Raw genomic sequence first — 24,621 nt, forward strand, 5'->3', positions numbered from 1 at the left:
GGAAGTCCCTCTACCCTGTAAGCATCCGCCCACCGGATGTAGGGACCGTTTTTGCCCAATCTTTCTGTAAATCGTTCAAAAACTGCCTTGGAAGGCAAATCAAATGTATGGAAAAACCCTTTAAAAAGCGTGACCTGCTGCTCACAGTCATGAGAATAACCGTTATGCCGCTGCTCATCGCACTGATAGGCCTCCAAATGGCATGGGCCTTGGAAACGCCGGCGCAGGAGCTGCTCGACAAGCGCATTTCGCTCCGGGCCGACGACGCGTCGCTGAAAAACATCCTGAACCGCATCGAAGGCCTCACCGAGATCCGCTTCACGTATAGTCCCAAGGTGATCCAGGCCGACCGACGTGCATCGGTGAGCATCCAGAACCAGCCCGTACGCGAAGTACTCGAAACGGTGCTGAAACCGATGCGTATCAACTACCGCGTGATCGGCAACCAGATCATCCTCAGCCAGCAGCCCAGCCCCACGGGCGAGGCCACGCCGCCTGCGAACGCCCCGCAGGCAGCATCGATAGACCGCACCATTACTGGGTCGGTGAAGAGCGAGAGCGGCGAGGGCCTGCCCGGTGTGAGCTTGGTCGTCAAAGGCACAGTGCAGGGAACAACCACCAATGCCGACGGTCAGTTTTCATTTACCATTCCCGATAATGCTGCTACGATCGTGTTTTCCTATGTCGGTTACCTGAGCCAGGAAGTCGCATTGGGCAATCAGACGCAACTGAATATCCAACTGATGCCGAATCTGAAGGCCCTGGACGAAGTAGTAGTAGTGGGTTATGGTACGCAAATCAAGCGGGAATTGACCAGCGCCATATCAAAAGTATCGGCCAAGGAGCTCACCGAACTGCCCGTGGCGGAAGTGGGGCAGGCATTGCAGGGCCGGGTGCCGGGACTAACCGTTACCAATGTGAGTTCACCGGGAACGGCACCGAATATCCGCATTCGCGGCGTGAGCTCGGTAAGCTTCTCCACAGACCCGTTGTACGTGATCGACGGTTTCCCGACCACCAATCTTTCCAGTTTCGACAACCGCGACGTCGAATCGGTGGAAATCCTCAAAGATGCCAGCGCCGCAGCTATTTATGGTTCGCGTGCAACCAACGGGGTCATCCTTCTGACCACCAAAAAAGGCCAGAGAAATAAAAAGATGACCGTCAATCTGGATTCCTACGCCGGGATCGAATCGGCCTGGCGGAAGCTGGACCCGATGAATACCGAACAACGCTCGCGGTTTATGGATGCCATGTTTTCCGGTGCCAACCAGGAGAATGCAGGTGCACGACCCAGCAGATATACCCCCGCAGAAATGAACAAGTATCCCTACCCCGGCGCGCCGCAAACCTACGCCCAGACTAACACCGACTGGCAGGACTTGTATTTCAAAAAGGGTTTTATGACCGGCAACAACGTGTCCATCTCCGGCGGAAGCGACAAATCGACATTTTACAGCTCAGCTGGCTATATGCGTCAGGAAGGCATTGTGAAAGGCGTGGGTTTCGATCGGTACAACTTTCGCGTCAATTCCAGCCACGATCTTGGCAAGCGTTTCACATTCGGACAAAACCTGCTGGTAGCCTATACCTCTCAACTTTACAATAACTCCGACGGACAAACCGGCGACCAGGGCACACCGCTATCATTGCTTCAATTCGCATTGCCGCATTTGCCTTTGAAGGACCCGACCAATAATGCGTGGATCAAGGCAGGCGGCGACGCCATCGACGGTCATCCTTTTCCCAACCTGATCGCTGATATAGAAAACATCGTTTTTAGAAGAAATACCACCAAAATCCTCGGCAGCGCATTCCTCGACGTGAAGCTGCTCAGTTGGTTGAAATTTCGGAGCACATTTGGAATCGATTACGCCAATTCGCTCGAAAACGGCGCTGATAACAGCTATACGGTCAACGACGGTAATAACGTATTTAAGCTCAATGATGGGTTGTCGACTATTTCCAGCAACCGGAACACCTACTCCTCCCTATTGTTTTCGGAACAACTGACGGCCGACAAAACCTTTGGCACCGATCACCATTTGAATGCTATTCTCGTTTTTGAAGGTCAGAATGGTAAAATCCGTACGGAAATGATGTCGGGCAAACAGTCAAACCCGGATATCAAGACATTGAATGGTGCTACCAATGTGAGCGCATTGAATGCGTTGGAAGAAAACCTGCTGCTCTCGTACGTCGCGCGTGTGGGATATGCTTACAAGGGGAAATATATTCTGAATGCGAGCATCCGTCGCGACGGCTCGTCGGTTTGGGCACCGGGCAACAAGTTTGCCAATTTTCCGGCGGCTTCGGTAGGCTGGAATATCGGACAGGAGTCGTTTATGCAAAAACTGTCGTTCGTGTCGGACATGAAAATACGGGCGAGTTACGGCGTGACCGGACTGAACCCAACTTCCCTGAGCAATTATCCGTGGCAATCGCTGGTTTATAATTCGTCTTATCCATTTAATAATGAAAACGCGGTCAATGCCTCGTTCTACAATAAACTGGCTAACCAGAACCTGAAATGGGAGAAAACCGACCAGCTTAACATCGGTCTGGATGCTTCCCTTTTCAATAATTCCGTATCCTTTACGGCCGAGTATTTCAACCGCATTACCGATAACCTAATCCTGAAAGCCCCTACTCCGCCGTCGTTTGGCTATGTGCAATTTACGGATGTGAACATTGGAAAAATGGAAAACAAGGGTTGGGAGGTCGCATTGGGCTATCGCTCTCCGGGCAAGAAAAGTTTCAACTGGGGCATCAGTGGCAATATCAGTGTGGTCCGTAACAAAGTGCTCCGCCTGGATTCGCCAAGTGGTGTGATTTACGGCGGCGATGGTAACTACTTTTCAAGCTGGGGCGTGCCTGTTACCCGCACAGTGGCCGGGGAATCGATACAATCGTTCTATGGTTGGGATTTTGACAAAATTTATCAGACACAAGCCGAAGTGGACGCCGATAATGCTGCCGCGCGCGCCAAAACAGGTTCAGACGGCGCATATTATCAAAGCCAGGCCACAGCCCCCGGCGACGTCCGTTTCCGCGACCTGAACGGCGACGGTGTGGTCGACGACAAAGACCGCAAAGTGATCGGCTCCTTCCTGCCCGATTTCACCTATGGTCTCAATCTGACCGCCAACTACAAGCATTTCGACATTTCCATTCTCTTTCAGGGTGTGCAGGGCGGTGAAATTTACAGCGGTATCGGCGTCTATGCAGGTGCGTTCCGCTGGCCCTTGGGCGGCAGTCTGGATGCATTCGAAAATGCCTGGACGACCGAAAACCCGAGTACGACCAACCCGCGCATCAAATGGAGTGACCCGAACGACAATTCGCGCGTGTCGCAACGATGGTTGCAGGACGCTTCCTATTTACGGCTTAAAAACATCAGCATTGGCTATGAGCTTCCGGCCGATTTGCTGGCAAAGAAAACCAATGGCGCATTCTCCAAATTCCGCATTTACCTCTCGTCCCAAAACCTGCTGACTTTTACCAAATACGACCTCGGATACGACCCCGAAATCGGGATGAAAATCGGGAGCAACCGCGGGGCCGGTAACCTTACCAACGGCATCGACTACGGACAATATCCTGCCGCACGTTCTTTTACGCTCGGTTTACAATTAGGTTTTTAAATTGATATTCAGGAATTTATGAAAAGATATAAACTTTTACCCGCACTCATTACCGCATTGACGTTGCTGGGAGGCTGCGAAAGCCAACTCGACAAAGTGAACCCGAATGCGGTCACATCCGAAAATTATTTCAAAACCGCCGCCGAGCTGGAAAAGGGCGTCAACGCAGCCTACACTACCTTGAATGGCAGCTACCTGGTCGGCAATTGTTACATATGGCTGCACGATCTCCGTTCCGACGATTTTGTGGGCACCACGCTTGCAGATGACCGGGGCGAAATCCTGCGCGGCACGCTGGGCGTGAACAACTCCTACGTGGAACGTGTCTGGAAAGGCTTCTACATTGTGATCCATCGCGCCAATGTGGTGATCAACAACACGGTCACCGACAATGAGGCGTTGAAAAACCGCGTGGTGGCAGAGGCAAAATTCCTCCGCGCATTTTCCTATTTCGAGTTGGCCAGCCTCTGGGGCGGCGTGCCGCTGATCACAAAGCCGGTAAGCGATTTCAATGGCTTCGTACCGCGTTCGACCCAACAGGCTGTTTATGAGGCCGCTATTAACGATTTGAAAGAAGCGGCCGAGATGTTACCCGCGACTTATGACGCAAGAGACAACGGCCGGGCAACCAAAGGCGCTGCCAATGCACTGCTAGGGCGTATTTACATGCAGATCGGTGATTTTGCCAATGCCAAAACTTATCTTGAAAAAGTACGGAGCTCGGGACTTTATTCGCTGGTCGACGATAGTAATGACAACTTCCGCGAGGAAAGCGAGTTCAACAAAGAGTCCATTTTTGAATGCATTTTCTCCCCTAACCCCTCTGCTGCTGAGGACGAGGGCGATGATTACGCGCAGGGTCTCTACCGAGAATCGACCAACGGCACGCGCCAGTACGATATGAACACGGGGAACGGCGTCGTGTTGCCCGCACCGGATCTGAAAAAGGATTTCGAAGCCAGTGACGTGCGCAAAAAAGCGGCGTATTATGAAACCGGAGATATCTGGGCCGGTGGTGAAATGACGCAGGAATCGTGGAAGAAATATACGCTGAGCTACAAAAACGCAACGCCGGGCAATGTGGCGAGCGCCATCAACCGCCGGATGATCCGCTACGCCGAAGTGCTGCTTATGCTCGCCGAATGCGAAAATGAAACAGGTAGCCTGGCCAACGCCATTTCGCGCCTGAACGACATTCGCAACCGGCCCGATCTGAAAACCGCCAAACTGGCCCAGTTTCCCAACACCGCTTTTCCCTGCAAAACCAAAGACGACGTCATGAAAGCCATTATCCACGAACGGAAAGTGGAACTCGCGGGCGAACAGGTCCGCAACCGCGACATTCTGCGCTGGCGTGCTTCGGGAAAACTAGCGCTGGCTGGCAGCGACCCGATCACCTATTTCCAGGCCAACCGACATGAGTTGCTGCCGATCCCGCAATCGGAAATCGACCGGAACATTGCGCTCGGAACCGGCGGCGTTCCAGCACAAAATCCCGGTTATTAATTCAGAAAACCCTTTCGATCATCGGTTTATCCCGTACATTGCAAATCGTACGGGATAAGTTATAATCACTATGAAAAAACTGCTATTCCTAAGCCTTTTCTTTTTTACACAGAATTCTTTGCATGCGCAGGCCACACGTGAAATTGCTTCACCAAATGGCTCCATCCGGCTGATAGTAAATGTTCAGGACCAGTTGAGGTACAGTGTTTATTGTAAAAACCAACTTTTGGTTTCTCCCTCTGAAATAGATATGGAACTGTCGGATGGCAAAAAGCTGTCCGACGGTTTATCTAAACTACAATTCACCAGAAGAACGGTCAATGAAACGATCATTTCGCCCGTTCCTGAGAAACGTATTCAGATCCCCGACCGTTACAAAGAACTTAAAGTCACGCTGCGCAACGCTTTCTCGGTGATTTTCCGCGTTTACGACGATGGCGTAGCCTATCGCATTGCCACGTCCTTTCCTGGCGAGATCAAAGTCCGCTTGGAAACGGCTGCATTCCGTTTCCCGGCCAACCACCCTGTATATTTTCCTGAGGTTGTCCCGCCATCGAACATGGATATTTACCATACGAGTTTTGAGGAACCTTACACTATAAAACCGCTGGAAAGCATTCATGCCAAAAGCCTGTTCTTTTCGCCCATCCTCATCGCTCCGGATAATTCTCCGAAAATTGGCATCACCGAATCGGATCTTGAAGATTACCCCGGCATGTTCTTGTCGGGCAATGCGGAAACGGCCTTATTTGGCCATTTTGCGCCCTACCCCGCCGAGGAAACGGAAACCAAAGAGCTTTATTCGACGCGCTATGTTTCCAAACGCGCCGACTTTCTGGCGCAGACCAAAGGCACACGGGCATTTCCGTGGCGGGTTTTGCTGATCGCTCCCGAAGATAAAGACCTGCCTGGCAATGATCTGGTTTACAGGCTGGCTAGCCCGTCGCGCGTGCCGGATGTGTCGTGGGTGAAACCGGGCAAGGCTACCGACGAATGGATCATCACTTCCAATATTTTCAACGTGCCATTCAAAAGCGGGATCAATACGGCCACTTACAAATACTATATTGATTTCGCCAAACAATTTGGTTTCGAGCGCATTATGATGGATGCCGGTTGGAGCGACAATAATGACCTGTTCAAGATCAATCCGGATATCGACATGGAGGAAATTGTTGCTTATGCCAAAAGCAAAGGCGTCGGTGTCAGCATGTGGACGCTCGCCCTTACGCTCGACAAGCAATTGGAACCGGCCCTGCAACAATTCAGCCAATGGGGCGTGGATTTTATCATGACGGATTTCATCAATCGCGACGACCAGAAAGCTGTACAATTTTTTTACAAAATCGCGGAAGCCTGCGCGCGGCACAAGATCATGCTGATGTTTCACGGCGCATTCAAACCCGCCGGCTTCAATCGTACGTTCCCACACGCAGTGGCACGCGAGGCAGTGCTTGGTTCGGAATACAATATGTGGAGCGCCAAAGCTACGCCGGGGCACAATGTGCTGCTGCCTTTTATCCGGATGCTCGGCGGCCCGCTGGACTATGAGCCCGGTATGCTCAATAATGCCACCCCAAAAGGCTTCCATCCGATGCCCGAAAACGTAATGTCGCTAACGACCCGCACACAGCAACTGGCCATGTTTGTGGTTTACGAGAGCCCGATCCAGTTTTTTGCCGGTAACCCATCGCAGGGACGAAATGAGCCGGCATTCATGGAACTCCTCGGCAGCATCCCGACCGTCTGGGATACGACCCGTATCCTCGACGCACGTCTTGGCAACTACATTGTTACCGCACGAAAAAAAGGTACTGATTGGTACATCGGCGCCATGAACGATTCCACCGCCAGAGACCTCAGTATCCCCCTCGATTTCTTGCCGCCTGGTAATTTTAAGGCCACTATTTGCGAAGATGGCGTGAATGCGGACAAGTACCCGGCCGACTACCGGCTTTCCGAAGCCACATTAACTTCACGGGACAGTTTAAAAATACGCATGGCACCAGGCGGTGGTTATTTAGTGAGATTGAGGAAGTAGATGGTGTTAACACAGCTTGAACCATTCACCCAAAAAAATCACCTATCATGTAGTATGCAATGCATAGTACCTAACATTACATAGCTTTGTATAAACTATTAGCTATGAAAACTTTTGAAAATGATTTCGGCCCTTTTCCATTCCCCGGGCGCTGGTTGGGTGGTATATCACTCGTGCTGGCGCCCGTTTTGCTTTTGGCTGGGGAAATCCTGAAACTCCGGTTTGATTTCTTCTTTCCCGAACAGCTGCATGCTTATCAAACCCATCCCAGACTTATGTTTACGGCTTACAGTCTGTTTCTAGCCGGAAACATGCTGCTTTGGCCTGCCATTGTTACTTTGGCCAATCTCATTGGGCGCGAGAAGCCGGTTTGGGCTGTCTGGGGCGGTAGTCTGGTGTTGTTTGGGCTGTTCGCACGGACGTTCCATTCAGGGGTCAATCACCTCGCATTTCAACTGGTGAACATCCTCAGCTTGCCAAAAGCTACCGAGGTAGTGGCACAATCGTATGGCGCCTTTCACATTGTTTCGACACTGTCGGGTGCTATTCTTTTCGGCTGGGCAGTATTAGCGGTCGGCGCCTGGATTTCGGGCATATTGAAGCCATTTCAGGTGGTGGCGCTGGCAATGATGTCGGCTCTGATGATCGGGGTATTGAAAGGCGGGACCATTATGTCGGTGATTGCTACGGGCTGTCTTTGCATTGCATTACTCCCGTTGGGCGTACGCATACTGGCGCATGGAGACATGCCTTCCGCAAGAATATTCTGGGGATGGGTGATTTTTTCAAGCGCGGTGGTCGGCTTATTTTTCTTTCTGGGGCAAGCGGGGTAGTTTCAACACGCGGCGGATGCTTTCACCTCCCTGGCTTGGGTGATGTCGAAAATACCGCGGGGACTTCGACCAATTTTCGTTTTTCCAGCTCGTCGAGGAACGCGCTTTGTCGTTCATTGATTTTGGTGCGGGCAGTTGGGATGTCGAACCATTCGGCACGGTCGACTTCGGGAAAGCTCCGCATTTTGCCGGAACGGGGAGGCCACTCGATCTCGAAAACATTGCTGACGATCTGTTCCGCGTCAATATCGCCTTCTACTGCCCAAGCTTTCACTTCCTTGCCTCCCTTTTGTTTAATAGCGGCTAACGGCAGAAAATCCCCATCGATGGCCATTCCCGTTTCTTCCGCAAACTCGCGGCGCGCGGCGGCCAGCGCATCTTCCGGGTCGTCATACTCTCCTTTCGGTATGGACCATGCGCCAAGGTCTTTTCTGGCAAAAAAAGGTCCGCCCGGATGCACCAGCAGCACTTCGAGCCCCATTTTTCTTCGAAACAACAAAATTCCCGCACTGCGCCCTGCCATGGTTACCTATCTATGATGTATACCGGAAAATAGCAGGTACGGCGGGCATTAGCAACCGCTTTGGGTTTTCTTTTAATTTTGTCGACTGTTTGTCCCATTCCAGCAACTGCCGTTATGAAGCCCGCGTTCTTTTCCAAATACGAGTGGTGGTATCATCTAGCGATGATGCCAGTCTGCTTTGCGCTGGGCAACTACTATTTGCTGGGCGAACGATACTTCATGCATTTGCCCACATTCCTGACAGCCTCTTCGGTGGCACTTTTACTTTACTGGTTTTCGGTTGTCGCTCTGACGATCGTCATTCGGCGCACAGCAGGCAGTTCGGCCCAGGGGCAAATCCAGCAACAAATGCTGAGAATGTTTTGGAAACTGGGCATTGTGACGGTGTTCCTGGCGATTTTCAATAGCTGGATCTACACCCTCGTACCGTCCCTGGATCTTACATTAAGCGGAGCGAAGATATGGCCGATGGGTTTGATGGGACTGATTTGTGCCGCCTTCATCTGTGCATTGCTCGGGCTGTTCTATGCGTTGCAACAATGGAAAAACGACCAGGCCGACGATGAGAAATCGGCAAGGCAGTCGGCCGAAGTGGAGTTCGATGCGCTGAAAGGACAGGTGAACCCCCACTTTCTGTTCAATAGCCTTAATACACTTTCGTCGCTGATCAGTGCTAATCCCGCGCAGGCGGAGGATTTTGTGGAAGACCTCGCACGCATTTACCGCTACATGCTGCAAGGTGCCAGGGTCGAGCTGGTACCACTCCAATCCGAGCTTTCATTTCTTGAAGTGTATATAAGGTTATTGAAAGTGAGATATCACGATGCGCTGGTGGTGCTCCTACCCGACCGCTGCCCTCCGGATCTGACGATCCCGCCGCTCATGTTGCAGATATTGGTCGATCACGCTGTTCAGTACAATGTCCTCTCGGCGAGCCGACCGCTCACGATAGCAATCAGCCTGACTGACGATCGCAGCATCCTGATTACCAACAACATTCAGATGCGCCATCGTACAATCGGTACCAGCGGTGCTGGCTTAACCGGCCTTTCAACCAAACTGTTGACATTCACTGCACGGAAATTAGAGATTCGCGAGGGCGACGACACATTTTCAGTAACCATACCGCTGCTTCCGGACGTAGTAACGGCACCAGTTCCGGGGTAATGACAATTCATGCCGATAAAAATACAGTTGGTGCAAGTCATCCGATTGCTTTTTCAAACATTACCCTATTTTTGAACTTGTCGTAAGGCCTTGACTGACCTGTCGGCTGCCTGACCATGAAAAAAAGAGCATTGTTTGAAAATCTTCCGGAAAAACTCCCGCTGGGTGACCGCTGGGAATACGTGTTCGGCATGGTCGTATTTCTGCTGTTTTTTAACTATATCACCATTGGGAAACCATTGTTGGGTAGCCTCTCATCTTTCGCAGGAGCCACACTTTTGAATGCGGCGATTCTGGCGTCGGCTTTTTGGGTGCAGGTGCGGGTGGCCCGTTACATTGCCAGTTCTTACAGCGACGTCCATCAAACGCTCGTGCGGGTTGCCCTCTCGATTTGCGCCCATGCGGTGGTTTCAGGAGCATTTGTATTGCTTGTAGCCTGGCTTTACATCGATCAGAAACTGTTCGGGTCCACGCTGACAGTGCATACTCTAATTGTGATTTACGTCATAAATCTGGCGACGATGATATTGGCGGTAGGCTTGTTGGAAACGTTCGGTGCCCTCACGCGCTGGCGGCAGCATGAGATCAACACGGAGCGGTTGATGAAAGAGAATGTCAACGGACAGCTGGAAAGCCTCAAAGCGCAGATCAGCCCGCATTTTCTATTCAATACCCTTAATTCCCTATCGGCGTTAATTGGCGAAGACCCCGAAAAAGCTGAACAGTTTGTAGATGAAATGGCGCGGGTGTACAGATATCTTTTGCAAACCAATCATTCGTCGATCGATCAGGGGGATTTGGGCCAATTGACTACTTTAAAAAAAGAGCTGTCGTTCATCGAATCCTACGGGCATTTGCTCAAAACCCGGTATGGCGATGGGATGAAACTCTATATTCATGTAGAAGAAAGTTTTCTGGACGCACGCATTCCACCGCTGACATTGCAATTGCTGGTGGAAAACGCCGTAAAACATAATGTGATCCGTGCCAGCAGGCCTCTCACCATTTTTATATTGAGTACAGTGGATGGCCAATTAATGGTTAGAAACAATTTGCAGAAGAAAAACCTGACCGCTGGTGCCGAGAACATCGAATCTACGCACGTTGGCTTGACGAATATTATTACTAAATATAAACTGCTGACCGAATACCGGCCCGGTCTTTCCCAGCCGATAATCGAAAGTAATCACGAGTTTTTTACCGTAACACTTCCATTGATTTCCTGAAAACATGAATGCGCTTATCGTTGAAGATGAAGATTTGTCGGTCCGCCGACTTAAAAAAATGATCGGTGAAGTCGCACCGTCGCTGGATATTGCAGGCGTCACTGACAGCATCGAACAGACTGTGGAATGGGTACTCGAAAACCGCGGGGCCGGCCACGCCGATCCGGACCTGATTTTTCTGGATATCGAGCTGTCCGACGGCCAAAGCTTCGAAATTTTCAACCGTATCGAGGTTTCCAGCGCGATCATCTTCACAACCTCCTACGATGAATATGCTTTGCAGGCTTTCAGACACAACAGCATCGATTACCTGCTCAAACCGGTACATCGCGACGATCTTCAACGTGCATTGCACAAATATGAAAAAATGAGGGTACAGCCCGAGACCGATCATTCACTGGCGGGCATCCGTAAGTTGCTGGAAGATTTCAAAAAGGCGTCTTCTGTCGAATACCGTCAACGTTTTCTGGTGAAGCAGGGCCAGAAGATGCTTTCGATCGAAGTTGGTGAAATTGCCTATTTTTTCACTGACGACCGTTACAGCTTCTTCATGACCGATTCCAACCAGAAAATGCTGGTCGACTACACCCTCGACGAGCTAGCCGAATCGCTGGATCCTTCACGCTTTTTCAGGATCAACCGCGGGATGATGGTCACGCACCGTTCTGTCGACAAGATCGACCCTTATTTCGGCAACCGCCTCGCGCTTACATTGAGACCGACCCATAACAAAGAAGCGCTCGTAAGCCGGGAAAAAGTGGGTGATTTCAAAATATGGATGGGGAAATAAGACGATTCCACAATACCTGATTTGCCCAATAAGGGAAGTAGTAACACTCACATTTTCAGCACCAGCCGATCTTCCAACGCGGCATTCACTCCCTGCTCGATGCGTCGCTCGTGCGGGAGGGTGTAAAACTCGACGGTTAGCGTGATACCACCGGCAGTTCTTTCCAAAAGCACTTTCAGGAAGCCGTGTTTGGTATCACAACTGTTTTCGAGGTGGATACCTTCGAAAATGGGTAAAGAGCTGGTGAACCGGTAATCGTTCGTATAGGCCACCGGGTGCAACTCGTCGTAACCGCCGCTGCCCGCTACGATGAATGGCAGCACGCGACCGCCGCGGTAATGCCGGTTAAACCGCTGGTAGTTATGCACATGCCCGCTGAAAACGATGTCGGGATAAATGCCTGTTTCTTCAAAAACACCTTCCAGCAGCTCGATCATGGGAATACTAGACCCGTGGTTAATATCCGCGGAATAGGGCGAATGGTGCAGGCAAAGAATCACCGCTTTGTGCGGGCGTTCGCTATCTGCTGCCCGAAGTTCGTGGATAAGCCACTCGCGCTGCTCGTCGGTGATCACACCGAACTTGGTCACATTACTGTACATGCCGATGATATTCGCGAGCGGCGTCACGAGGGTCCAGTATACATTGGGCTGCACCATACTTTTGCGCTCCGCATTGCCGCTGAACGAAACTGTGCGACGCTCGGTATCACAAAAAACGGCCTTAAATCCATCCAGGCTGTTGTACCTCACCCGGCTGTCGGGATTAATGTCGCTGTCGTGGTTACCCGGAATCGCGAAAATGGGTCCGGGATACTTCTTGTAAGGGTCGAAGAACTGGCGCTGGTACTCGCTGGCCTCGCCGTGGTTGTAGACTACATCGCCGAGGTGGAACAAAAATTGTGGTTCATAACCCGTTTTCTCCGCCGCTTCAAACTGCTTGACCATCTCGCCCACCACCAGTTTCTGGAAATCGGGTGTGCGGATGCTACCAGTATCGCCTACCATATGGAACGCCAGCTTGTTCTGATCAGGCACCGGATCGATCGCTTCGAGATCTAAACGATAAGGGTATTTTCCGGACGGTTGGGGAGCAGGCAGGTACTTGAAGGTATCGTCGGGAACGTCTCTTTTAAAAACGGGTTTTGAGAATTTCTTGGAAAAATCTGATTTCATTATCAATGGCTGCCATTAATCAGCCTTTTTGCTTTCAACAATGGCAAGCTAAGAAAAATGCTGTTTAGAAGCGTAAAATTTGCGTTAATTAAGGTGGGTTTGTCTTAATGCTTTTAGTTCTTCGACTACATGACACTACAACTTGATATCATGATCCCCAATCTTCGTCGGAAAGCGTGAGGCGACGGCTTCCGGTGCGGCGGGAGAATAAATGGTGCTGCGGCCTTCGATGGTCAGTTTGCCGGAAGTTTCCAGCGTTACGAATGCATAGAGCGGATCTTTGTAATAATAGGCACCACCTTTGGTATAGACGTACGTGGCGCTGTTGACGATGAAGTAATGCACGCCGTTGCGCTGGCCATAGCGGTCGTCGTGATCGTGTCCCATGAAAACGGCGGCTACTTTGGCCGGGCTTTTGTTTTGGGCGGCATTGAAATTTACATCATCGAAGATTTTCAGAATCTCGTCCGCATTGCCCAGCTCATCGTGAAAATCACTCAGGAACACGGGCTGGTGCATGAATACGATTACCGGACTGTGAGCTTTCAGCAGATCGTCGCGCAACCAGTCGAGTTGCTCCTGGTCAGTGAAACTGCGCTTTGGCGAGCCGAGTTTTCCCCAGTTGGAAGTGTCGTAATGCGTCAGCCGGCCGTCGTCCTCTTTCAAAAAGTTCCGGTCCATCGCCACGAAATGGAAGCCATTCTGGTCAAATGAATAATACCGTTTCGGCATACCCCAGAACTGCATGATCGTTTCTTTGCTGCAATAGTCCATATCGTGGTTGCCGAGCACATGGTACTTGGGTCCTTTGTACCGGTTCCATTGCTCCATAATGCCTTCCGAGCGGGTATGCCGACAAAAGTCGCCGCATTGGATGATAAAATTCGGATGGGTTTTAACCACATCATCCATAAATCCGCCCAGGCGCTTTACCTCTTCCTGGCCAAACTGTAAATGGTGGAGGTCGGAGATCATGCCGAAACGCACCTTCTGTGCGGGGCCGCTGGCGTAGGCGGGTATTGAAAAGGAATTCTGGTAGACGGCGACACTCCCCGCCGCTACACCCAGATTTTTAAGAAAATCTCTCCGCTGCATGGTCCGGACTATTTAAAAACACTTTTCAGCGGCTCGCCAACAGGGTGGTTCGCCGTAAACTTGAATCCCATCAGCTGGGCCACGGTCTGCGCGAACTGGTCCTGGTAAATCTGCGACTGGCTTTTCATTTCCCCTCCCACTGGGGTATCCGGACCGATAACCGCCATCCAGGTTTCGTTGGAATGGGGTGCCGAGGTGCCATGGCTCGTCCAGCGGTCGCCAATGCCGCGGCCGTGATCTGGGTAAATGACAATGGTTGTCTGGTCCTTATAAAACGGGTCAGCCTGCATATAATTCCACAGGCCTGCGACCATGCCGTCCACGTAGTGCGCGCCATCCAGGAAGGAATCATACTGGCCATGGTGCCCGAACTCGTCCATATCTGCGAAATCGATATGCACCACACGCGGGTGATTTGCTTCAATATATGAGCGGGTCAACGCATAGGTGTGCACGTCGAAACGCACCGATTTGCCAAAGTACTCGGGTAGATAATTTTGCAGTTCATTGGCAAGTTTCTGAGCTTCTGTCAATTTACTACCTTTTACCTGCTCACCCGGAATATTGACGAGCATTCCATTGCGGTCGCGGTTGAGAATGCGTGAAAGCGCGTCCCAGGAAGCAAATGTGACCACTTTTCCTTCCAGCCCTTTTTGCTTATTCAAAAATTCCAGCACATTCTCGTTGGGGTTATTCGGATAGTCGTTGCTGTTGATCTTCTCGTCATAATACCCGCATAGCGTTTCGCTGCGGCCGGGATAGGAAAACCAGTATTTATTGCGAACATTGACCAGATTTCCCAGATCACGGTTACCGTAAAGCTGGCCCTGTTTGGCAATAGTATTCCAAAAGAAAGGCATCAGCTTTGAACGACGCTCGTCGGCTGTCTTGCCCCAATATTTGGTATTCATCGCAACCGAATCCTGTTGACGATATTTTTTAGTATTAAACAAAGTAGAATCCGCGCCACGGAAGATCTCCTGCCAGCGACAGCCGTCGACGGAAATCATGACCACATTTCGGGTTTTGGTTTGTGCCAGCGCCGCCACACTCAGCACGGTCAGCATCCAGGTTAGTAGTTGGGTTTTCATAAATGTTAAGGTTAAGAGTCCGGAAAAGTAAAAAACTTCCCGCGGACCGCACGGTCCGCGGGAATCGAATTTTATTTGATCAGCCACATCACGCTATTCTGCGTGTCGGCGCCATTAAATTGTACTGAAAGCGAGGCCTTTACGTTCGCTTCATTGGTGGTATATTCGGCAGTCGGGTAAGCCCAGCGGACAGGGATCTGATTGTTGTTTGAATTGGATTGACCAATATCAAATGCCGGGATACCCGTGCGGCGATAATTGTAGAATGCCTGCCGTCCGGAGTTTTCAAAGAATGCCATGTATTTCTGTTCGAGTATTTTTTGCAACCCTTTTTCTGTGTTGCCTGGGTAAGGGTTTGCAGCAATGAATTTGTCGATTTCAGCTTGCGTGATGTTGTAAAACTTCATCGATTCGGTAATGCCTTTGTTATAATAATCAGCAGCATTACCCGCCAGCCAGCCCCGGTTAATGGCTTCGGAAATGCTGAAGTTAACCTCGTGCGCACCAAGCTGGATCGCAGGCACGCCCGCAGCGGAAGCTTCCCAGTAATCGAAATTGATCATGGACAGAAGCCCTTTTCCCGCTTGTTCGAGCAAGGTCGATTGCAAGTCGCCCGTTTTCCCGCCGCCATAGCGCTGGTATGGGTCCTGAGCACCTTTCAGCGCGTCTGCCGGCAATGCGACGACGAGCAAGCGCGGGTCACGCGTGGCTTTGGCAATGTCTGCAAAAGTGGCACCCAGTGTATTGCGTTTATCATTTTTAACCACCACACCATTACTAGGCCACAATGGATAAGTATTGATGGTATTGTAAACTACCTGGAAATTGTCTGCGTTGGTCGTGATCAGCGGGTATTTCGCGGGATCATTCACGATAGCGGCAAACTGTTGTTTTACATTCAGTTCCGGCGTGTCGTCGGCGCGCTTGCTCAGGCCGATCAGTACGCGCAGGCGATAGGAGTTGATCAGTTTCTGCCACTTCACCAGGTCGCCGCCGTACATATAGTCTCCGGAAATCGCAGGCTTTTTGGCGATCAACGCGGGCATTTCGGCATTGGCTTCTTCCAGCCATTTCAAGACCTGGATATAAACCTCTTTCTGACTATCGTACTTTGGTTTAAAATTCTCATCGCTCACACCCCTAATCGCTTCCGACATCGGGATATCGCCGAACATCTCGGTGGCCCGGCTATAAAAATAGGCTTTGAAAAACTTGGCCAGCGTCAGGTAATGCACGCCAACATCACCGGTTTTGGCGGCTTCGATCTCCATCCGGCTCACATTGCGGAGCGGTGTGTAAAAGCCGTCGTAGGATCCCGTCGTCCAGCCGTAAGCCTGGCCGTCGTAATAGGCCTCGTTCTGCGTCATGAACTGGTTATGACGATGATCTGTGCTCCACGGGGAATCCCAACTGCTGCTGAGAATGCCGGTAAGGATGAGGTCCGCCGAAGGGTTAGTGATCGCGCCGGGGTCCTTTTGCAGCGTGTCGATCTCCTGACAGCTTCCCAGGCTTATCGCCGCCGCTAGTATGAGGTATTTGATCTTTTTCATGGGTATTTTCGATTAAAAGGTCACATTCAGGTTAGCTCCGAAACTTTTGACAGATGGCGTTTGAAAGCTGGTAGTCGTGCCTGTAAATTGGTCTAGATCGATGTTTTTGGTATATTTTCCTGTAAAATACAGCAGGTTACGTCCTACAAGCGAGATGCTGGCTGCGCTGGCAAAGCGTGTCTTAGCAAGCAGTTTTGCAGGAAAATTATAGGTCAAAACCACTTCGCGGAGCTTCACATAAGTACGGTTCTTGGCCGCAATGTAGTTAGACTGGTAATAGTTCGTCGCCCATGCCTGCCACAAAACCGGCACGTCGTTGGCGGCAAATTCGCGGGTATCCGAGATCACATTACCATCCTGATCGGTATTCAACTGTCCTTTCACGATCCGCTTGCCTTCGGTCATCACCGAGCCCTTGTACTCCGGGTTATCACGGTTCTGCCAGTCCTTCAAGCGGAATTCATTGGCCGATTCCGGTGCCGTTCCGCTTCCAAACTGTTTGGTATACATATAATTGTTCACCTTTCCACCAAAACGACCATCCACCTGGAAGCTCATCGTAAACGACTTGTGGCTGAATGTGTTACTGATTCCGGCGGTGAAGTTATTGTCGTAAAAACCAATCTTGGAATTATAAGGATTGTAAGCAGGCATGCCATTCGACCCTACGATGATATTGCCCGCTTCGTCGCGCTGGAAATCCTTGATATAATAGGTATCCGCACGTTCACCGACGTGAATATTACCGTCACGCTGCTGCACGCCGTCGATCTTGTCAAGCCATTTATGGTTGGTCGACCAGTTTGCCGCCACATTCCAGGTAAGGTTTTCGTTTTTCACAACCGTTCCATCCACACTCAATTCGACACCCTTGCGTACGTATGTGAATGCATTGCGCTGCACACCCGATACGCCCGAAGCTAGGGAGGTGGGCACGCTCACGATGCCGGGGCCTTCCACATTCCGGAACACCGCCGCGTCGAAACCAAGCCTGTTATGCAGGAAACGCATTTCAAGACCCAGTTCAAGTGTTTTTACACGCGCCGCTTCGAGATTATCGCTGTAAAGCGTTCCTGTGTAGCTCACACCGGTGTAAGAATTGTTCCAACGCGTTGAGCTGGCGTACGTTGGTAGTAGCTTATAAATATCATACTGATAGTTTTCGTCCACAAAATCGCTCGCCACATTGGCGTAAGAACCGCGTAGTTTGGCAAATGAAATCGCTTTGGGCAAGTCGATCACTTGGGAAAGGACCGCGCTCAATGAAGCCGATGGATAGAAATAAGTATTGTTTTTCTTCGGCATCGTGCTCGACCGGTCGACACGGCCTGTGAGGCTCAGGAATAGGAAATCTTTGTAATCCATGTCCACAAATCCGTAGACGCTCCCTACCCAGCGCTTCGCCTGGTCATTGGCAGAAGTAGCGGGCTGCACCGAGTTGGAAAGGTCGTAAACACCCGGCACGATCAGCCCCTTGGACGTTGTTCCTGTCAGCGAGGTCACTTTCACGTTCCGCAGGTTACCGTAGAGCGATGCATTCAGGCCAAAGTCCTCCATGAAACGGTTTTCATATTTTAAAGACGCTTCCGTGTTGTTTTCCCAGAAGGTGTCATAGGTTTCGGAATAGCCGCCTGCCTGGTTCGGGAAGCCGAAGTTGTAGAGGTTGGACGAGATCGGGGCACGTGTGCTGCGATTACGGTTCCAGGTGCTTACATTGGTCCGCACGTTGAACGTCAGCTTGTCGGTAAGCTTGTAATTCATTTGTAAAAACCCATACACATCGTTTTTGTAATAGGTTTTCAATGCTTCATAAGCCGTCAGCCAGGGGTTATCATAAATGGTATATTCCCGGTTGTATTGCTGTGCATTCTCCTTGCCTGGCTGCCAGTAGTTGCGGAGGTCGTTCACATCGTAATCCACCCCACCCCATACTGTAAAAATGTAAATCGGACTTGCCGGGCCGTAATCCAGCGTCGGATAGTTAGGTGAATACTGTCGGTTGTAGTTGATGCTCGCATCGAAACGCACTTTTTTACCCGCATTGATCCCGCCGGAAATGTTGACGTTCGTGCCGCCGAGTTTAGTATTGGGCATCTGACCGCGCTGATACAGCTGCGAAATCGAGAGCCGGAAATCGCCGAAGTCGTTTTTGCTTGAAATCGCCAGGTTATTGGTGCTCAGCAAGCCATTGCGAAGGAAGTTGTTGAGGTTATCCTTGCCTCTCGCAAGCCAGGGAATAGGTGTGAGCTCACCTGTGACTGGGTCTTTCGGGCTGTTATACTGGGTAATTAACTGGCCTTCAAAACGCGGGCCCCAGATATTGTAATCGTTATCGTTGATCCCGCCGCCGCGGCCGTCTTTGAATGCGTATTCGTAATCGCTACCCGGGCCGTATTCTGTCTGATATTTCGGAATCGCATTAAAACCGGTCTGCAACTGGGTGCTGGAATTGAAATCGACCGTAAAACCTTTCTTCGCGCCGCTACCTTTTTTGGTGGTAATGATGATGGCCCCATTCTGGCCGCGGTTACCATAAAGTGCCGCCGCGCTGGCTCCCTTCAGAACTGAATAAGTCTCGATATCATCCGGACTGAGGTTCCAGGAATCGGTATTAACAGGTACACCGTCAACCACATAAAGAACTCTATCCCTACCACGTAACGTTACCTGCGGGTTTGAAAACAAGTCGGTGCTTTGTGCGATCGTGAGGCCGGCTACCTTGCCCGTCAGCGAACTGATCGCATTTGGCTCCCGCGCTTTGACCATTGTAGCACCTTTCACCTCAGAAACGGCGTATCCGACGGCTTTCTTTTCCTTTTTGATACCCAAAGCCGTCACTACCACCTCATTAAGCTGCCGTTGGTCGGCATTCAACGCAATATCGATGACCGACCGATTGCCAACGGCGACTTCCTGCGACAGGAAACCAAGGAACGAGAAAACGATTGTATCACGCTCACTGTCAACGCGCAACACATAGTTGCCAGTGGCGTCGGTTACAGTACCACGTGAGGTTCCCTTAATCAGGATGTTGACACCCACCAGACCTTCCTTACCCGGGCCATCTGTCACTTTACCGCTGATGGTTGTTTCGGCATCGCCGATATCCCCTCCAAACGAACGCTCATTAATATACGCAAATCCATTCGGAGATGTATTTCGGGGCTCCGCGGTAATGTTACCGGCTTTTACTGTCTGCGGAAGCAAGGCCGAAAGCCCAAGGCATAAGGCGAGTGCAGCAGATCTGCACCCGCCAGGGCGTATCCGCTTTAAAAGTGTAATAGTGTTCTTCATAAGTGACTGTTAATTAGCTGGTTTTTCAAGTCAATAAGGGTTCATCGAGGGTCAACAGACCATCTTGCAAACATGTGCGCCAAGCGCGGGCAGATACGAAGTCATCAGCGACGACACTCAGGTCGCAGGGCCGATTATTGAAAACAAGTTCAGAAATGCATATGACAGTCAGGTTTGTGAACAAATACTAAACATTCTAAGAATAGCACTACTTCGAAACATTCTGCTGTTAAAATCTAAAAGTAAAGTATAATTTAACATATAAAAATTTTTAAACAGAATTTATTCTTAAAATCAGATAAATATGTTCGACCACACCGAGAAAAGTTTACAAGTACTACATATTCTATAAGTACATCACAAAGATATTTTCCCTCTCGCAGAGTTAATTTACCAGAATGTTAATTAATATTTAACTTTTAAACCAAACTCTTATCCCAGCTTCCGAGTTTGGCAGAGCAAATCTGTACCTAAGCCCTTTCCAGTTCTCCCCCAGCCGCTTGATCATCCATCGTATTCAATGGATAATCGGATGCCGTATGGTCGGCATCGCTATATGATATTTCCCGTCAGAAATGCCATGATGATAAAATTGTGAACTAGAATTTAAGCTTACGTGATCAGTTCGCCCCTACTTGATCATCCACTTATCAATTTCTTAAACTGCTCTAAATTAACTGTTTAACAAGCTAAAAATTCTCACTTAGCCAACATTCGCATAACATTCGCAACTCATCTTTACCACACTTATGAAACAACTGCGCATCGCATTGCTTGTATTGCTGTCCTGCATCGCAGGGCTGTTAACCCACCAGTTCCTTTTCTGCCCCCGGTATCAATTCAATCCTCCCAGGCCATTCGCGGGCTCACACATCAATAATCCCTATGATTCTATGGACGTTCGCAAGTGGGTGAAATGTAACTTCCATGCGCACGCTCATTCGTGGGGAGGAATTACCAATGGGCACGGTTCGGCTGATCATGTTCATCGCGCCTATGAGAACCTGCATTACGGTGTACACTGCGTTTCCAACTACCATAATATAGATACCAGCAATGCCAAAGAAGTCAACTACCTGTCCGCTTATGAGCACGGATATAACATGCTCAAAACCCATCAACTGGTACTTGGCAGCAAAACGGTTAAGTGGCTAGATTACCTGCTTCCTCAGACCGTTCACAACAAGCAGCACTTGTTAAAGACACTTCGTGAAACCGGGACGGTGACGATTCTGAACCACCCGGCCCTTCGAAACGGGTATACAAGCGAAGACCTCGCGCAAATCGTCGACTATGACTGCGTGGAAGTGCTGAATCCATCCGTAACATCCACCGCAGAATGGGACGCGGCATTGTCAGCCGGCAGGACTGCTTTTATAGTGGGTGACGATGATATCCACGATGTAATTTCCAAAAGAAGGCTCGGCACACGCTGTACGTTTGTAAACGTAAATAGCAGTTCCTCAACTGAGGTTTTGCATGCACTGAAAACCGGTAAAAGCTATGGTGTTATCGTCGGCGCGAGGCAACATTACGATTCCATTCCATATCTGCGCAGCTTAACGGTCCGGGGCGATAGCATCCATGTCGTAATGAGCACCCCGGCTCAAATGGCCAGCATTACCGGACAAGGGGGCAAGTTGCTGGTCGATTTTCGAAATACGGCACGACTGTCGTATCGGATCAAACCAACTGATCACTATGCCAGGGCAACTTTCCAATACGATAACGGCACCACTGTTTTCCTTAATCCCGTCTACTATTCTGCACCGGGCGGCCATGTCGTTCCACCAGTGACGGAAAACTTTATTGAAACCATTTTCTTTCGCATTCTGGGTGTTTGTTCGATGCTGCTCTGGCTATGGTTCGGCAGGTGGTGGATGTCTCCGAAACCACCGACACGTGGCGGACAGGTAAAACGGCGAAGGGAGGATTATGTACTCCAAGAATAACACCATGATTTTGAGTCACTTAAAAAAACCACTGGCACAACTAATCGTCGTCACGACGATCATCCGCCTCCTTATTGCCAACCTGATCAACCTCGGCAACGACGAAGTTTACTACTTTACCTACGCCGTGTTACCCGACTGGAACCATTTCGACCATCCGCCGATGGTCGGTATTTTAATTCGCCTTTTCACATTCAACCTGCATTGCAATTCGGAAGTTTTTGTGCGGATGCCGGGCATTGTTGCAGCTGGGATAAACACCTGGATCATTGCACATTGCGGGAGTTTTATCAAAAACAGGAACACCGGCCTGATTGCCGCCTTCCTGTATAACTCTTCTATTTACACCTCCATACTTTCCGGCATCTTTATCCTTCCCGACTCGATACAGCTCACATTCTGGCTTGCCGCTTTGTACGCGATGCTTCGGTGTATCAAGGCAACCAGCCCGGCCGAAATCCGGATGTACCTGCTGCTCACAGGTCTCTGGATCGGGCTGGCGACGATGAGCAAGGTGCATGGCGTCTTCCTTTGGTCCGGATTTCTGGCGTTCATTGCTGTTAACCATCGTGGACTACTGAAAAGCCCATATTTTTATATTTCACTAGCCATTACTGCCGTGGTTGTTTCGCCGATCCTGTTCTGGAACTTCGGAAATGACTTCATCACCTGGCGCTTCCATAGCGAGCGTGTGACGCTGACGGAACAAGGCATTAATCTTAAATCATTTTTTCGGACAACCATCGGCCAGGTGTTGTACGCCAATCCGTGCCAGGTTATAGTTTTTGTATTAATGGGAAAAGAACTTGTCCGGAAAAAGGCCTTCGCCGATGCAGCCGCCGTTGCATTACTACTCTGGTGCAGCTTGCCGATTATCGCTTGTACCATGTTGGTTTCGCTCTTTCGTGACACCTTGCCGCATTGGAGCGGGCCCGGATTTATCGGTTTAATGCTCATCGGCTCAGCCTGGATTGATGAGCGATTTTCAATAACGTCCCGGAATATACCGGGAAGACTACTTATCGCCTCCATAGGCGTAATACTTTTTGTGCTTACCATCGGCCCGCTACTTATTCGTTGCTACCCGGGCACGATGAGCCCAAAGCCGTTCCCACGTACGGGTTCGGGCGACGCCACATTGGATATCACAGGATGGGAACAGCTTTTGCCCGCATTTGAAAAGCTGCGGAACGATAACATTGCGAGCGGTAAGATGTCGCGCGACGCTCCGATGATCGTCCATAAGTGGTTTCCCGGATCGCACATTTATTACCATGTCGCATACCCGCTCGGTATGCGCACTATTGGTGTCGGGAATTTGGAAGACCTTCATCAATTCGCTTGGACCAACCAACTTTATGGCCACATTCCGGTGGCTACCGACGCCTGGTACATAGCGCCGTCCAACGACTTCACCGATCCTGCCGAAAATTATGCGGGGCAATTTGAAAGCATTGAAAAAGCCGGAACTATCACGCAACGGCGCAACGGACGGGTGGCGCGGTATTGGTTTATTTACCGTCTTAAACGGGCCAAACGACAATTAGGCTACCAAATCGACACTACTGCTTACATTTTCTAACCTCCCATACAACCATTTCCTGATCTTGCGGCCTCTTTAACCCGAATACGCTAAAAAACACCGCATGACTTCGGAGGCCGATTTGATTACTGGTTGCCTTTTACACGACCGGATTGCCCAACGGCAGTTGTACGACCGGTATAAAAAAGCAATGTACACCCTCGCCTACCGCATTACCGGCGATTTCGACGACGCTAACGATGTTTTGCAGGATGCATTCCTGGAAGTGTTCAAACACCTGAACCAGTTTCGTGGAGAATCCATGCTGGGCGCATGGATCAAGCAGATCGTCGTGCGGAAATCAACCAAAAAGAAAAGAGCGGTGCTTTGGCAAAATGTGGATGATTATACCGGCGAAAGTGTCGATTGGGGCGAGTCGGAAATCAATGCGGCGCATCTTGAAACGGCGGTACTGTCGCTGCCCGATGGCTTCCGGACCATTTTTGTACTCGCGGAAGTAGAGGGCTACACGCATCGGGAAATTGCCGTGATGCTCAACATTTCGGAAGGCACCTCTAAGTCGCAATTGTTTCATGCCAAAAGAAAGCTTCGCGCAATGCTTTCGGCTAACTGACATCGAGAATCATGGAAAAGAACCATAGCAACCTTCAAAATGCCATTCGTCGATTTCCCGCTTATGAGCCAGGAGATGAGGTCTGGAATGCGATTTCCGAAGAAATGAATGCGCGGCCATTGAAGCAAGCTCTTACCAAAATGCCGCAGTACGATCCGGATGAAAAACTCTGGGATCTGATTGAACGGAAAAATGTACGGGAAAGACGCTTGAAATGGTGGTACGCGGCAGCAACGATTTTGCTTGCCACCGGGGCTGCCTGGCTGATGTGGCCGGGCAACTCAACCCGCATCGCCTATTCGCAGGAAACGGTCGACCAGCGCTTGCAAATGGACGCTGGTGTTAAGACGGACCAACAATATCAAGTATTAAAAACCTATTGCGAAACGGAGACATTGGTATGCAACACCCGCGAATACCGGACACTTCAGGCAGAATATGAGCGACTTAGCTCCGCATCGCAACAGTTGGAACTAGCTATTGGCGATTTCAACACCGAACCAGCCCTTCTCAGGCAATACAACGAAATTGAACGACAAAAAACGGACATTCTGAATGCAATGGCCAAAATGATTTAA

Annotated in this window: 17 protein-coding genes; 11 read left to right on the plus strand and 6 right to left on the minus strand. The window is 50.3% G+C overall.

Features of this window, described 5'->3' with window-relative positions; genetic code table 11:
• The first annotated feature begins 107 nt into the window (after window positions 1-107).
• The 4 genes from LZD49_RS06940 (at window position 108) to LZD49_RS06955 (ending at window position 8,024) form a co-directional block, all read left to right on the plus strand.
• Window positions 108-3,644 (plus strand): TonB-dependent receptor, encoded by a 3,537-nt coding sequence (locus LZD49_RS06940; protein ID WP_234666590.1) that lies wholly within the window; start codon window positions 108-110, stop codon window positions 3,642-3,644.
• A gap of 18 nt (window positions 3,645-3,662) precedes the next feature.
• A complete protein-coding gene (locus tag LZD49_RS06945; protein WP_234666591.1) occupies window positions 3,663-5,150 on the plus strand; it encodes a RagB/SusD family nutrient uptake outer membrane protein in 1,488 nt (495 codons plus the stop codon).
• A gap of 70 nt (window positions 5,151-5,220) precedes the next feature.
• Window positions 5,221-7,191, plus strand: coding sequence for a glycoside hydrolase family 97 protein (locus tag LZD49_RS06950; protein ID WP_234666592.1), 1,971 nt, complete (start codon window positions 5,221-5,223; stop codon window positions 7,189-7,191).
• A gap of 104 nt (window positions 7,192-7,295) precedes the next feature.
• The gene (locus LZD49_RS06955; RefSeq protein ID WP_234666593.1) at window positions 7,296-8,024 is read left to right on the plus strand and encodes a hypothetical protein; all 729 of its coding nucleotides are present in this window, start codon (window positions 7,296-7,298) and stop codon (window positions 8,022-8,024) included.
• A 22-nt stretch (window positions 8,025-8,046) separates the two neighbouring features.
• On the opposite strand, the gene LZD49_RS06960 is transcribed toward LZD49_RS06955, so the two are convergent.
• Window positions 8,047-8,547 carry an NUDIX domain-containing protein gene (locus tag LZD49_RS06960; RefSeq protein WP_234666594.1) on the minus strand — a complete coding sequence of 167 codons (501 nt, stop codon included), beginning with the start codon at window positions 8,545-8,547 and terminating at the stop codon, window positions 8,047-8,049.
• A gap of 114 nt (window positions 8,548-8,661) precedes the next feature.
• On the opposite strand from LZD49_RS06960, the gene LZD49_RS06965 reads away from it, so the two are divergent.
• The 3 genes from LZD49_RS06965 (at window position 8,662) to LZD49_RS06975 (ending at window position 11,730) form a co-directional block, all read left to right on the plus strand.
• On the plus strand, window positions 8,662-9,714 hold the full coding sequence (locus LZD49_RS06965; RefSeq protein ID WP_234666595.1) for a sensor histidine kinase: 1,053 nt from the start codon (window positions 8,662-8,664) through the stop codon (window positions 9,712-9,714).
• Between the two features lie 116 nt (window positions 9,715-9,830).
• The gene (locus LZD49_RS06970; protein WP_234666596.1) at window positions 9,831-10,940 is read left to right on the plus strand and encodes a sensor histidine kinase; all 1,110 of its coding nucleotides are present in this window, start codon (window positions 9,831-9,833) and stop codon (window positions 10,938-10,940) included.
• 4 nt (window positions 10,941-10,944) lie between these two features.
• Window positions 10,945-11,730: a LytTR family DNA-binding domain-containing protein gene (locus tag LZD49_RS06975; protein WP_234666597.1), complete on the plus strand. Its 786-nt coding sequence runs from the start codon at window positions 10,945-10,947 to the stop codon at window positions 11,728-11,730.
• A gap of 47 nt (window positions 11,731-11,777) precedes the next feature.
• Here LZD49_RS06975 and LZD49_RS06980 read toward each other — a convergent pair whose 3' ends face one another.
• The 5 genes from LZD49_RS06980 to LZD49_RS07000 all read right to left on the minus strand — a co-directional run bounded on the left by LZD49_RS06980 (window position 11,778) and on the right by LZD49_RS07000 (window position 19,935).
• Entirely contained in the window at window positions 11,778-12,905 is a 1,128-nt protein-coding gene (locus tag LZD49_RS06980; RefSeq protein ID WP_234666598.1) for a metallophosphoesterase, read from the minus strand.
• 135 nt (window positions 12,906-13,040) lie between these two features.
• A complete protein-coding gene (locus tag LZD49_RS06985; RefSeq protein WP_234666599.1) occupies window positions 13,041-14,000 on the minus strand; it encodes a metallophosphoesterase in 960 nt (319 codons plus the stop codon).
• 8 nt (window positions 14,001-14,008) lie between these two features.
• Entirely contained in the window at window positions 14,009-15,091 is a 1,083-nt protein-coding gene (locus tag LZD49_RS06990; protein ID WP_234666600.1) for an alkaline phosphatase family protein, read from the minus strand.
• A gap of 71 nt (window positions 15,092-15,162) precedes the next feature.
• Window positions 15,163-16,641, minus strand: a complete 1,479-nt coding sequence (locus tag LZD49_RS06995; RefSeq protein ID WP_234666601.1) for a SusD/RagB family nutrient-binding outer membrane lipoprotein — start codon at window positions 16,639-16,641, stop codon at window positions 15,163-15,165.
• Window positions 16,642-16,653: 12 nt separating this feature from the next.
• Window positions 16,654-19,935 carry a SusC/RagA family TonB-linked outer membrane protein gene (locus LZD49_RS07000; protein WP_234666602.1) on the minus strand — a complete coding sequence of 1,094 codons (3,282 nt, stop codon included), beginning with the start codon at window positions 19,933-19,935 and terminating at the stop codon, window positions 16,654-16,656.
• A 749-nt stretch (window positions 19,936-20,684) separates the two neighbouring features.
• Between LZD49_RS07000 and LZD49_RS07005 the strand changes: the two genes are divergently transcribed.
• From LZD49_RS07005 to LZD49_RS07020, 4 genes are all read left to right on the plus strand, one after another.
• Window positions 20,685-21,887 carry a hypothetical protein gene (locus LZD49_RS07005; RefSeq protein ID WP_234666603.1) on the plus strand — a complete coding sequence of 401 codons (1,203 nt, stop codon included), beginning with the start codon at window positions 20,685-20,687 and terminating at the stop codon, window positions 21,885-21,887.
• Window positions 21,888-21,897: 10 nt separating this feature from the next.
• Window positions 21,898-23,469: a glycosyltransferase family 39 protein gene (locus tag LZD49_RS07010; protein ID WP_234666604.1), complete on the plus strand. Its 1,572-nt coding sequence runs from the start codon at window positions 21,898-21,900 to the stop codon at window positions 23,467-23,469.
• Between the two features lie 64 nt (window positions 23,470-23,533).
• On the plus strand, window positions 23,534-24,043 hold the full coding sequence (locus LZD49_RS07015; RefSeq protein WP_234666605.1) for an RNA polymerase sigma factor: 510 nt from the start codon (window positions 23,534-23,536) through the stop codon (window positions 24,041-24,043).
• Window positions 24,044-24,054: 11 nt separating this feature from the next.
• On the plus strand, window positions 24,055-24,621 hold the full coding sequence (locus LZD49_RS07020) for a DUF3450 domain-containing protein (protein WP_234666606.1): 567 nt from the start codon (window positions 24,055-24,057) through the stop codon (window positions 24,619-24,621).

The organism is Dyadobacter sp. CY261 (genome assembly GCF_021440085.1).
GTDB lineage: Bacteria > Bacteroidota > Bacteroidia > Cytophagales > Spirosomataceae > Dyadobacter.